General features: G+C 34.1%; 8 protein-coding genes and 1 tRNA gene. 2 read left to right on the forward strand and 7 right to left on the reverse strand.

From position 1 onward, the window contains the following. Positions 1-3 precede the first annotated feature (3 nt). The 5 genes from addA to serS all read right to left on the reverse strand — a co-directional run bounded on the left by addA (position 4) and on the right by serS (position 9,812). The gene (gene addA, locus D4A81_RS08260; protein WP_111524341.1) at positions 4-3,456 is read right to left on the reverse strand and encodes a helicase-exonuclease AddAB subunit AddA; all 3,453 of its coding nucleotides are present in this window, start codon (positions 3,454-3,456) and stop codon (positions 4-6) included. Next, positions 3,446-6,811: a PD-(D/E)XK nuclease family protein gene (locus D4A81_RS08265; protein WP_111524340.1), complete on the reverse strand. Its 3,366-nt coding sequence runs from the start codon at positions 6,809-6,811 to the stop codon at positions 3,446-3,448. The genes addA and D4A81_RS08265 overlap by 11 nt, the downstream gene beginning before the upstream one ends. Positions 6,812-6,880: 69 nt before the next feature. Further along, positions 6,881-8,080 carry an NADP-dependent isocitrate dehydrogenase gene (locus D4A81_RS08270; protein ID WP_111524339.1) on the reverse strand — a complete coding sequence of 400 codons (1,200 nt, stop codon included), beginning with the start codon at positions 8,078-8,080 and terminating at the stop codon, positions 6,881-6,883. 24 nt (positions 8,081-8,104) lie between these two features. Further along, entirely contained in the window at positions 8,105-8,473 is a 369-nt protein-coding gene (locus D4A81_RS08275) for a VOC family protein (RefSeq protein WP_111524338.1), read from the reverse strand. A 55-nt stretch (positions 8,474-8,528) separates the two neighbouring features. Further along, entirely contained in the window at positions 8,529-9,812 is a 1,284-nt protein-coding gene (gene serS, locus D4A81_RS08280) for a serine--tRNA ligase (protein WP_111524337.1), read from the reverse strand. A gap of 187 nt (positions 9,813-9,999) precedes the next feature. Here serS and D4A81_RS08285 point away from each other — a divergent pair, with 187 nt between their 5' ends. Beyond that, positions 10,000-10,419, forward strand: coding sequence for a pyridoxamine 5'-phosphate oxidase family protein (locus tag D4A81_RS08285; RefSeq protein WP_111524336.1), 420 nt, complete (start codon positions 10,000-10,002; stop codon positions 10,417-10,419). Positions 10,420-10,491: 72 nt separating this feature from the next. Here D4A81_RS08285 and D4A81_RS08290 read toward each other — a convergent pair whose 3' ends face one another. Next, positions 10,492-12,255 carry a zinc ribbon domain-containing protein gene (locus D4A81_RS08290; protein WP_111524335.1) on the reverse strand — a complete coding sequence of 588 codons (1,764 nt, stop codon included), beginning with the start codon at positions 12,253-12,255 and terminating at the stop codon, positions 10,492-10,494. A gap of 197 nt (positions 12,256-12,452) precedes the next feature. Here D4A81_RS08290 and D4A81_RS08295 point away from each other — a divergent pair. Further along, positions 12,453-12,541: transfer RNA gene (locus tag D4A81_RS08295), tRNA-Ser, on the forward strand. A gap of 161 nt (positions 12,542-12,702) precedes the next feature. On the opposite strand, the gene D4A81_RS08300 is transcribed toward D4A81_RS08295, so the two are convergent. Beyond that, positions 12,703-13,260 carry a hypothetical protein gene (locus D4A81_RS08300; protein WP_111524334.1) on the reverse strand — a complete coding sequence of 186 codons (558 nt, stop codon included), beginning with the start codon at positions 13,258-13,260 and terminating at the stop codon, positions 12,703-12,705. Positions 13,261-13,268 lie beyond the last annotated feature (8 nt).

Raw genomic sequence — 13,268 nt, forward strand, 5'->3', positions numbered from 1 at the left:
TAATTATTCTATTCTTATCTCCCTACCTAATGAAAATGAATATATATATATTTCTTTGACAATTTTTCCTGTACTCATCTCCAAAGACTTTTTATAAAGCATAAGCTGTGGTTTATAATCATTTATCAGTCTATCCTCAGCATTTACTTTATCAGTCTTATAATCTATTAAAACTATTCCATCATCCTTTTCTATATAGGCATCTATAATTCCCTGTATAAGAATAGTCTCATCCGTATCTCCTCTATCTGCCTCTCTTGCAGATATTCCCATTATGAATTGGTTCTCTCTTTTCAGATTCTTATTATACTTTATAAATTCCAAACCCAGTTTACTGTCTAAAAAGTTCACTATATCTGTAGGATCTATAAGTTCCCTATATTTTTGATTCTTTAACAGTGTAATCTCTGCTTTAACAAACTCTTCAACATTATCAAACTTATCTATGTTCTCATAATGGATTTTTTGCATAAGCTTGTGATATGCATTTCCACGCTCAGCAGCATTACTTGTATTTACTCTCTTTTTCTTTACAGGTTTAGGTTTGGAATCTTTATTTTTAAGCATTTTAGTTATTTCTGATACTGAAAACTTTGTCTTTAATTCCACATTCTCCATATATGGATATCTATAATTCAGCCTGTTTTTTAGGACTTCATATTCTTCTACATTTACATCTTCAAATATCTTATGAATATCTCTCACTTCTCTTTGAGTACACACTTCCTCATTCAAAAGCGTATTATAATCATAGGTCCTGATATCAAAATTTACTTTGTCATGCCCCAAAAGCACCATATCCAGATAGGAATTGCATGTTCGAATATCCAAAAAGCTTGGATTTTCTCTATTTTTTTCTAAAGCCTTATCTATACTCTTACAAGCACCTGAGATGATCATCTTCTCCATGGCTCTTGTAAGTGCAACATATAATACCCTAAGCTCTTCTCCCATAAGATCTACACTTAATTTATGCTTTATCACATTCTGCTTTATAGAACTGTCCTTTATATTCCTATCGCTATCGATATACTGTACCCCAAGTCCAAAATCAGTATCTATTACCATACCCTGTTTTAAATCAGTTTTATTAAAACCTCTATTGGTACAGGCAAGGAAACAGACCGGAAATTCAAGCCCTTTTGACTTATGTATTGTCATAATCCTTACTATATCATCATTCTCTGAAAGAATACTTGCCTCTCCGAAGTCATTATCAAAATCCTTCAGTCTGGCAATGTATCTAATAAAATTATAAAGACCGCTATAGCCTGAATTTCCAAAAGTCACTGCCTTATTTATAAGAAGAATAAGGTTTGCTCTTCTTACCTGACCTCCCGGCATTGCAGAAATAAGATTTAAAAAATCAGTTTTATTATAAATATCTTGTAGGAGTGCCGATATATTCATATATGCAGCTTTTTTTCTGTATTCCTCCAAAAATTCCAACGCTTTTTTTATTTTTTCTCTTGTTTCAAATGCAATATTACTTTCGACGCCCTCATATAAAATGGCATCCATCATCCTTATCTTTGTGGACTTTTCCATATTCATTGATTTTCTATAAGAAGAAGCTATATTTGCCAGCTCCAAATCAGTCATACCTACAAGATTTGAATTTAAAAATGCAGTCAAGTCCACATCTGAATAAGGATTGTCAATAGCTGCCAAAATAGCAAGTATCTTTCTTACCTCAAATGTCTTAAAATATCCCTTATTATTTTCTGCATATGCAGGTATGTTCTCATCATTTAAGACTTTTGCAATGCTCTCACCTATATTTGTACGAATCAGAATAACTATATCGCTATATTTTAAATCTCTACCGCCATCCACCTTAAGTTCAGCCTTTAGTTCCTTAATTCTCTTTGCAATGGCTCTTGCTTCAAGCTCTATGGCTGAAGTATCATCCTCAATATCAGCAGTTTCTGTAAGCATTATTTCACTAATATATTCTACGCCCTTAGCTTCCTCAAAAGCTGCTCCAAGATAGAGAGCTGCATCATCATCGTATTCAATACCGCCTGTCTCTTCTTTCATTATCTTCTTGAATATAACATTTGCAGAACTTAGCACATTTCCACGACTTCTAAAATTCTTACTAAGTATAACCTTTTTGGCAGTTTCATCCTCAGAATCCACATTCTCATAATGTGAGAATCGCTTATACTTATCCATAAAAAGCCCCGGTGAAGCCTGACGAAAGCCATATATGGACTGCTTTACATCTCCAACCATAAATATATTGTTTTTTTCTATGGCTGACACTATGGCTTCCTGCAAATAATTGGAATCCTGATACTCATCAATATATATTTCACTAAAATCTTTTTTATATCTTAATGCAATCTCTGTAGGGCATTTATTTTCATCCAGAAGTATACCAAGTGCCAAGTGCTCTATATCAGAAAAATCCACAAGATTCTTTTCTCTCTTTTTTTCATTAAAAAGAGCAATATATTTCTTTGTCAAATCCACTATAGCTCTGACTTTGGCTTTTTCTTTGTTTTCTTCTTCAATAAGCCTTGCTGTATCAAAGCAGTATTCCTCTGCGAGATTTGATATAGCCTCCTTATATGCATCTCTTAACTCTTTTGCACTTACTTTCAGATATTCATTACCACCTCTTGCAGCTTTTAATCTTCCAAAGCTCATATTATTCAGCTTCTCTGACAGTTCAAATATATCTTTTGACCTTTTTATATTGGCAATGCTTGACTGTTCCTCCAAAATTGTGTCCAGATAATTTGCAGGTCCTTCATACTCATTGCAAATATCGATAATTTTATTTATATCAAGTAAAATCGAATCAATACTTCTAATAATTTCATCAAAGATATATTCTTTCCAACTGTCATCCACATTGTTTAAGGATTCCAGCCATTCTATAGGCCATGGCTTACTGATGGCAAATCTGTAGAGCTTTTCTATAAATTCAGATATGCTCTTATCTCCCTTAGTATTTGCAAAAGCATCTGTAAGTTCTACAAAGTCTTCGCTTCCCGCTTCGTACTCACTTTCCAAAAGCTCCTCCATAGTATCTGCTTTCAACAGAGAGATTTCACTCTCATCAGCTACATTAAAAGCCGGATCAATATCTATCTTATCTATATTTTCCTTTATTATGGAAAGACAAAAGCTGTCTGTAGTCATTATTTTTGCTGAAGAAAGCAGTATTGACTGTTCTTTAAGCCTATTAAACTCTTTCGTATTAGTATTATGCTTTTCCATTTCCTTTAATATAGCATTATATATCTTCTCCTTCATAGATGCGGCAGCAGCCCTTGTAAAGGTCATTACCAAAAGAGAATCCACATCTATTGGATTTTTACTATCAGTTATCTTTTTTATAATTCTTTCTACCAGTACCGCTGTCTTTCCACTTCCTGCAGCGGCAGACACCAAAATACTACCTTTTTTTATATCAATGGCCGCCTGTTGTGCTTCAGTCCACATTTCTTTCACTCTCCATCTTTTCCCAGACATCAATATCTTTTATCTTAGCTAAACTATTATATGAAAATCCCTCTATACCCTCATCAAATCCACATATCGCACTGTATGGGCAATAATCACATCTTGATATACCTTTTCTAAGAGAAGGTCTTATGCCTATTTCACCATTTAAAATATTCTCAGCAGTATCCTTTGCCTTTTGTCTTACATAGCTTCGCAATAAATTGATTCTATCTGTACTTGCCACAGTAGAATACTTTGAAAAATTGCCATCTTTTTTTAAGGCAACCGGTATAACATCACTTTCAGTTTCAAATCTTCTGTCAAGATTTTTTATTATACTCAAATCTGTATTTACGATTCCACTCGGTTTAAGTTTATTTAGAATAGAATTTTCATTCTTTGCCTCATCTCTGGTAAGGAAAGGAGAATCTATATGGTAATAGAAAAATGCTGCAGGTAATACTTCCCTACCATCTTTTGCAAGCTGTTCAATCACTGCATCAAGGTATATCACCAGCTGCAATGCTCTACCATAGTATGGCATATCTATTTCCCATTTCATACTTCCTGTCTTATAGTCTATTATCTTTACTAGAGTTTTTCCATCTACATCACATGTATCCACCCTATCTATTTTTCCTCTTAGATACATCTTCGCATCATTTTTTAAATCAATATTCAACGCTTTCAGATTGTCATTTTCTCCAAAGTACCTTTCAAAATCAAATGGAACAAAGTTTCCGGCAGCCAGCTGCTTTGCAAGTACCATCATAGTGAGCTTTGTCATTCTAACTATCTTTTCTAACTGATACATAGACTTTTTGCTCTCCACAAAGATGCTGTTTTTATCTGAAGCCATGCTTTCTTTTATAGCATCATCTACCAAAGCATACAGCTCTTTTTCTTCCATATCAGCTATAGTCCTACCCTTAAACTTTGCGTATTTAAAACATTTTTCAAGCATTTCATGTACCAGAGTACCTATATCTGAAGCTTTAAATGAATGGATTTGCCTTTCCTCCACCCCAAGACCGTAACTTATAAAATGCTCGAATGGACAGGCATTATAATTTTCAAGCCTTGTCACACTGACACGAAGTTCCTCTCCAAACAATTCTCTAGCTGCACTCTCACCTATACCACTATCATGATATATATACATTGCAGAAGATGTCAGTTTTCTTATAAAGTCCTTATCAAAGAAGGTCGCAACATATCTTAAAAAGTCCTCATCAATATTTTCCTTTGCCCTAAGTCTTCTAAGATTTTCTGTCAAATATTCCTCGGCTTCAAATTTTGAATAAATTTCAGAATCTTCCTTGTTTTTAATTTCAATATTGGGGAATATGGATTTTATCATATTTATAAGTATTGATGGTCTGCGTGTTTTTCCTTCAAAATCCATACCGGTAAGACTTATAAATAGCTTATTTGAAGGCTTTGTAAGCACCTGATATAGATAAAATCTGCCTGTATACAAATCCTCTCTAACAGTATCCGACAAATTAAATCCTATAGACTTCAAGTCTCTTTTTTCTCTGTCATTTATAAGACCTCCTCCATCCTTAACTGTAGGCAAACAGCCATCATTTGCACCACATACAAACATTGCCTTTATACTGCCAAGTCTGGTTCTTTTTAAGTCACCTATTACCACTCTGTCCACTCTATCAGGTATCATTCCAAGCTTTATCTCTTCAAATCCTGTACGAAGCAGATCTGTCAGCTCCTTTTTGCTGATACTTTCCCCCTCAAGTATTAACTCCAGCCTCTCAAACAGACTCAAAACTTTCTCAAGAACGCCCTCATATTCTCTTACTCTTTTTATGTCATTTCTTGATTCTAACTCATTCCTTACAAGCTCCAGTTTTTCCTCTATTAACTCATCTTCAAATATTTTTCTAAATGCATCACATACATCCTTTATATTTATCCTACTCTTACCTATAGCAATATAAAGAGGGGAAATTTTCTCCAACGCAAACTTTCTAAACTCGTTTATTTCTTCAAGTTCAGCCTCTGTAAAGCTCTTTGGTAAGTATGTAAAATCATTATGTAATCTTTTATAACCTCTTGTTCCTGTTTCGAGCAGATAATTATCCAGTAATGACACCTTCCTATAATCAAAATCCAAAAGTCCAAGTCTTATATATCTATTAACTGCATCATATGAAAAGTTCTCACTTATAAGTGCAATACAGGCATTAATGAACTCCACCAGCTCATTATTATTTATATCCATCTTCTCGTCCAAATAGTATGGAATCTCAAGCTGATGGAATCTATTTACCAAAGAATCTGCTACTCCCTCCAGATCTCCATATATTATAGCTATATCCCTATATCTATATCCCTCATCTTTTACCAGTTTTAATATCTTATTTGATACAAAATCTATTTCATCAAGCGGATTCATGCAATAATTTATTTCAATATCAGAAACTTCTTTTTCTTTTTTTCCGTCATATCTTAAAAAATGCTCCTCAAAGAAAGCCAGTTCCTTTGAGTCTTTAAATCTTGTATTCTCTCCTATATTTAAATTTATATCCGGCAGTCTCTTGATATCATATTTTTTTGCCATGTCATTGATTTGAGAAATCATCTTTGTGCTGATAAAGAATAGATCGCTTTCAGATAGCTTTATATCCGGATTAACTCCCTTACCCAAAGTTATAGAAAATCTCACTTCATCTGCTACTTTCATAAGGTTTTCAACTATACGATTTTGTACAGGAGTAAATCCGGTATATCCATCAAATAATATGGTAGCTCCCTTTAACAATTCACTATTTGTTATATTTTCATTTAATATATCCAATATCTGTTCATTTGTGAAATATTTTCCTTTTATATAATCTCCAAATCCTTTTTTTAACTTGTATATATCTTCAAGTTTTATTTTTAATAAGGTGTTTACATCTTTGTTTTCCTGTTGTTCTTTTATAAATTCATCACTTATATCATATTGCATAAACTCTGAAATAAGAGATTTTATATTGTCTATAAAACCTGCCTTTTGGAACTGCTTCTTCCATGCCTTAAGCTCCACCTGATTTGCTATTCTTCTAAGAATAAGTGCCTTATCAAGCTCATCAAGAAGCTTAGGATTTTCAATATCCAGTTCTTCAAAAATTCTGTATGCAAGTCTGTTAAAGCTTAGTACATCTATATTATTGCTTGCATGATTCGGATGCATCTGCACTATATCTTTTTGAGTCTGCATGGTGAACTGCTCAGGTATAATAATAAAATATCTCTTATCCCTGTTTTCTATAGCTTCATCTATAATATCGTTAAAGGCTCTATAGGTCTTTCCCGCTCCTGAAGCTCCAAAGTAAAATCTATATCCCATATTTCTCCTAAAAATGGCAGCTTCCATAGGAAACTGCCATTTATTCTTAAGTCTAAGTTAATACCAATATTATTGCAATTTCTTTGCAATCTCATGTATAAATTCTTCACTGTTAAGTATTTGTATATTTTCCAAAGTTGAGATAGCTCCAAGATCACCTGTCATCTTGCCTGACTCAATAGTATCAAGTGTAGCCTTTTCGAGTCTGTTAGCAAAATCTACTAGTTCAGGCAGATTATCAAGCTCTCCTCTCTTTCTTAGAGCACCGCTCCAAGCAAAAATAGTAGCCACTGAATTTGAAGAAGTACTCTCTCCATTCAGATATTTATAATAATGTCTTTGAACCGTACCATGTGCCGCCTCATATTCATAGCATCCGTCAGGTGAAACAAGCACTGAGGTCATCATTGCAAGAGAACCAAAAGCTGAGGAGAGCATATCACTCATTACATCACCATCATAGTTCTTGCATGCCCAGATAAATCCACCCTCAGATTTCATAACTCTGGCAACCGCATCATCTATAAGCGTGTAGAAGTATATGATATTCGCCTCTTCAAACTTCTCCTTATATTCCTTTTCGTATATTTCCTCAAAGATATCCTTAAATGTATGATCATACTGCTTTGAGATAGTGTCCTTTGTAGCAAACCAAAGATCCTCTTTTTGACTCAAAGCATATTCAAAGCAGGCTCTTGCAAAACTTTCAATAGATGCATCCAGATTGTGAACTCCCTGTGCAATACCGGCAGCTTTAAATTCATGTACAAGACTTCTCTTTTCATCACCATTGCTGTCTGTATATACCAGCTCCACCTTGCCCGGTCCGTCAATAATCATCTCCGTATTTTTGTATATATCACCATAGGCATGACGAGCAATGGTAATAGGCTTTTTCCAGGTTCTGACATTAGGCTCAATACCCTTTACCAATATAGGCTTTCTGAATACTGTTCCGTCTAAGATTGCTCTGATAGTACCGTTTGGAGATTTCCACATCTCCTTTAAGTCATATTCCTTAACTCTTGCGGCATTCGGAGTGATGGTAGCACATTTTACAGCTACTCCAAGTCTTTTTGTAGCATTGGCCGACTCCACAGTTACTTTGTCATCTGTTTCATCTCTGTGCTTTAATCCCAAATCATAATATTCGCTCTTCAAATCTATAAATGGAAGAATTAACTCATCCTTAATCATCTTCCACAGAATCCTTGTCATCTCATCTCCATCCATCTCAACAAGTGGAGTAATCATCTGTATCTTCGCCATGTTTACCTCTGATTCTATAAACTTTTATTTTTTAGGTACTATCTCTATCCAATATCCGTCCGGATCACTTATAAAATATATTCCCATACCCGGATTCTCATAGCATATTACGCCAAGCCTTTCATGTAATGCATGAGCTGCTTCCATATCCTCTGTTTCAAGTGCAAGATGATATTCAAGTTCTCCTAAATTGTATGGCTCTTTTCTGTCTCTCAAATAAGTAAGTTCCAGCTGGAATCCTGTTTCCTTATCTCCCAGATAAACCAAAGTGAATGATCCGTCAGCTGCTTCCTTTGTTCTTACAGGCTCAAGACCAAGCGCTTCCTTATAAAACTTCAAACTTCTCTCTAAATCAAGTACATTAAAATTAAAATGTGCAAATGAAAATTTCATTTTTATCCCTTTCATTACAATATACACCCTGTATATTCTACAGGGTGTAATATTTTTAACCTTTTATAACTTCTTTTCCACCCATATATGGTCTGAGTGCTACAGGTATTCTAATGCTTCCGTCTTCATTAAGATTGTTCTCAAGAAATGCGATAAGCATACGAGGTGGTGCAACAACTGTATTATTGAGTGTATGTGCAAAATATTTATTGCCATTATCATCCTTTACTCTGATTCTAAGTCTTCTGCTCTGTGCATCTCCAAGATTTGAGCAGCTTCCTACCTCAAAGTACTTCTTCTGTCTTGGTGACCATGCCTCTACATCACATGATTTCACCTTGAGATCTGCAAGATCTCCTGAACAACATTCAAGTGTTCTTACAGGTACATCAAGAGATCTGAAAAGATCAACAGTGTTTTGCCACAATTTTTCATACCACATCATTGATTCTTCAGGCTTGCAAACAACTATCATTTCCTGCTTCTCAAACTGGTGTATACGATAAACACCTCTCTCCTCAATACCATGCGCTCCCTTTTCTTTTCTGAAGCATGGTGAATAAGACGTAAGTGTATATGGTAGCTTTGCCTCATCATTCATAGTATCAATAAACTTTCCAATCATAGAATGCTCACTTGTACCTATCAGATAAAGGTCTTCTCCCTCAATCTTATACATCATAGCATCCATTTCTGCAAAGCTCATTACTCCTGTAACAACCTCTGATCTGATCATAAAAGGTGGTATACAGTATGTAAATCCTCTCTCAATCATAAAATCTCTGGCATAAGATATTACTGCTGAATGGAGTCTTGCAATATCTCCCATTAGATAGTAGAATCCGTTTCCTGCTACCTTTCTTGCGCTGTCAAGATCTATACCGTTAAGTTTCTCCATGATATCTGTATGATAAGGTATTTCAAACTCAGGTACAAAAGGCTCTCCGAATTTCTCGATTTCCACGTTCTCACTGTCATCCTTACCTATAGGAACACTCGGATCAATGATATTTGGAATGGTCATCATGATCTTCTTTACTTTTTCTTCAAGTTCAGCCTCAAGTGGCTCCAAACCTGCCAATGTCTCACCGATACTTGCTACAGACGCCTTTACCTGCTGTGCTTCCTCCTTTTTGCCCTGCGCCATCAAAGAACCAATCTCTTTTGAGATCTTGTTTCTCTTTGATCTGAGTTCATCAGCCTCAGCCTTTGTCTTTCTAAGCTTTTCGTCAAGTTCTATAACTTCGTCAACCATTGGAAGTTTAAAATCCTGAAATTTGTTTTTTATATTCTGTTTTACAACATCCGGATTTTCTCTTAAAAATTTAATATCAATCATGTCTTCCCCTTTTTCTATATATCTAAATATTTAGACGATACCTTTTGATATCTTATATAGAGAAAAGTATACATCAAATGAGCTTTTATGTCTATTCCAAGTTGGTATTGAGTTGCACGCAATATCGGCTTGATAAACCTTTTTCGGTATTGTATTATTCATTTATTATAAATAAACGGAGGTTTTCATGGATACACTAAAAGAATTCCAAAGAATCATGACTACACAGACTGACCTTGCTTTGTCAACCGTCGGAACAGACGGCAATCCGAATGTCAGAATAGTCAACTATTATTTTAATCCTAAAAATAATGTCATATACTTTGCAACATTTAAAGATAATAAAAAAGTACAAGAAATAGATCAAAATCGAAACGTAGCCTTTACAACAATCCCCACAAATGGCAATGAACATATAAAGGCAAGAGGAATTGCCGTAAGAAGCAAGCAAACTGTTTTTGATTTGGCAGATTGCTTTTGTAACAAGATACCCGATTACAAAAACACGATAGAACATGCAGGAAATTTATTGTTATTATATGAAATACACTTTAAAACAGCTACTGTTACTTTAGATTTGTACAATATTCAAACGATTACGTTATAAAAGAGGGGCTGACTGTCAGCCCCTTTTTTACTATTCTACATATTTGCTTGTATAAGCATAATATACTTATTATTACTCTCCAAATTGCTTCAAGCTGTCGCTGACTTGATACTCGTATAACTTTGTACGATTGCTTATTATTTTATTATACATCTCATTGCCGTCTATAAAACCTCTTGTAGTATCATAGGTGTTTGGAAGAGTTGTGTAGTTAAGGAAAACACTTGTATTATTGGCTGCGGTAAAATCATTATCACTTAATTTCATTATATAGGTATATTCTATAGGATAATAAATTGTGGTAGTAGGAAATTTACCGTTTGCGTCCGACAAATTTGCCTTAAGCACTACAAAGTATATATTTGTACCGTTAAACTGACGCTTGTCATCTGAGGTATACTGTAAATACTCTCCGGCAAACTCAATATCGCTCACCTGCATATTCGGCTTATAATCTTTTGCAATATATGCATCCAAAGTTACTCTTGCCTCATCCTGCAATGCTTTTCTGTATTCGTCAGTCATATCTTCAAGTTTATGTACATATGACTGTTCCTTAAACTTTTCAAATCCGTCTCCCGCTTCTATAACTATATCCTTATAGTCACTTTTATAAAGCTCACTTGGGAACTTAAATCCCTTTGTATCGCTGCTATCTCCGACTCCATATGATTTGCCGACCAACTCCGGACCTGTCTTATAGCTTATTTTATCACTAAGCATTAAGGTCCTAAACGCCACAGGATAGTACATCTTTGTAGTTACATATTTATGTTCCATGCTTGTAAGCACTCTGCTGTAAACAATGTATAAAGCATTATATCCTTCCACATTTGTTTTGAAAGCATAGCCTTCATACTTTAGATCTGAAAGTGTAGTACCCTCACCATATGCACTCTCTGTATATTCTTTTATAACCTCTTTTGCTTTATCATTTGCTTCTTTTATAAAATCCTCCGGAAACTCACTGTATTTTGTTACATAAGTTTCAAGTCCTGATACTGTGTAACTTTCGCTCATTTTCTCAGGTACTCTTCCGTAACTTGTTGCAAAGAAGCTGATTTTATCTTCATCAAGCTTAAGATTGACAGTTACAGTATCCCCATTTTTCAGATTGTCATGCTTATCAAATTCAAAATTGTAGTCATGTAAAATATCATCACCACTGTAAGTAAGCTCTGCCTTTCCCTCAGGTGCAATCCCTGAAAACTCTACCTTTATATCTTTGAACGGATCAAATTTAGATAATTCATATAGCTTTGATACTTCAAATTCTCCATCCTTGTATTTTAACTTGTAATTCACATATTTTAATGAATCCTCATTAACACGCCAAGTATATTTAACTTTGTCACCATTGCTTAACTTTTCAGACTTGTCAAGTTCTACTCCGGATATAGCATCTTTAAAGATATACATGGGCTCAAATGCATAGGTCAAAACACCATACTCCTTTTTACCCTTGCTGCTGTACTTTATCTTTTTGCCATAATCCTTATCTAGCCTTTCCCAATCAATACTTATACTCGCTTTTCCATACCCATCATACCCGCTCGACTCAAAGCTGATATATTTGTTCAAATCAATGACTTTATTTGAATTTATGGTCAGTACAACTATCAAAATAAGAAGAAATGCAGCCATTGCACCTACTACACCAAAAATAAGATTCTTTGGTAATTTTTTTAGAATATCAGGAATATTACCAAGATTATATGTATTCGATTCGCTACCACTTTGATTCTGCTGCACATTCACGCTCTCAATGGTAGCACCACAGCTCTCACAAAACTTTGCCCCATCACTATTCATAGAACCACAATTTTTACAACGCATGTCGAACCCTCCTGAAATATTTTATTATTAATAACACGTTATCATAAATTGTATAATTTTTCAATATAAATTATTAGTATATAACAATAAAATAATAACCTAAATGTAAATTTCTTCTATATTAAATGTAATTATTGCGAATTTCTTAATCATTATTAAAGTTGATTTAATTCGTAACTTTTTGTATACTGAAACACGGAGGTGTATCGAAGTGGTCATAACGAGCCTGACTCGAAATCAGGTTGTCACTTTTTGTGGCACGAGAGTTCGAATCTCTTCGCCTCCGTGAAAGTCTCATCTTGGTAGCTCTTACTTCAATACTGTGAAGCAATTTAAGTAAGAGCTTCAATCATAGACAAAGCAAAAATGACCATACAAAAGTAAAATACTTCTGTATGGTCGTTTTTTGCTCCAATATCAAAATGGTATACGAAATTGCTGTTGTATTTATTTTTTTATATCCAACTTAATTTCATTGTTCAATGATTTTAAATATATATCTTCACCTTTATGTGCATTCAACAGTCTATTACTAATTATCTTACTTTGTATAATAACTTTATCTTCATTCTCAAGTTCACAGGTAAATATCTTAAAGTTAAATAGTTCTAACAATACATTGACACTAAAGTGATTATGGCTAATACATAAAAAACCAAGTGTTACAAAAAACACAAGAAATAGAATTGCCTGATCCCATTTTGTAAAATCAAAAGCAAATAATGGAAGAATATATGACAATAAATATTCTGAAGTTATTGTTTTATCTTCTGTAACGTCCTTTATCACATGCATACTAACTCCTTCCTTTGAATTTGTAGTAAATGCAAGCAATACTATTCTTATGGATACTAAGCCTATCAGTAAAATAATAGAAATACTTATCCTTTCTGTCCATGTATTATCATTATTCTCAAATAAACTTTTAATATCAATGAAAAGTATTGAAACCCACAGTGGAATAAATGAAGTAAAATAAAGGCTACTTGATAGGAGTTTTGACACTTATTATC

Origin of the sequence: Lachnoanaerobaculum umeaense (assembly GCF_003589745.1) — a bacterium.
GTDB classification, from domain to species: Bacteria; Bacillota; Clostridia; order Lachnospirales; family Lachnospiraceae; genus Lachnoanaerobaculum; species Lachnoanaerobaculum umeaense.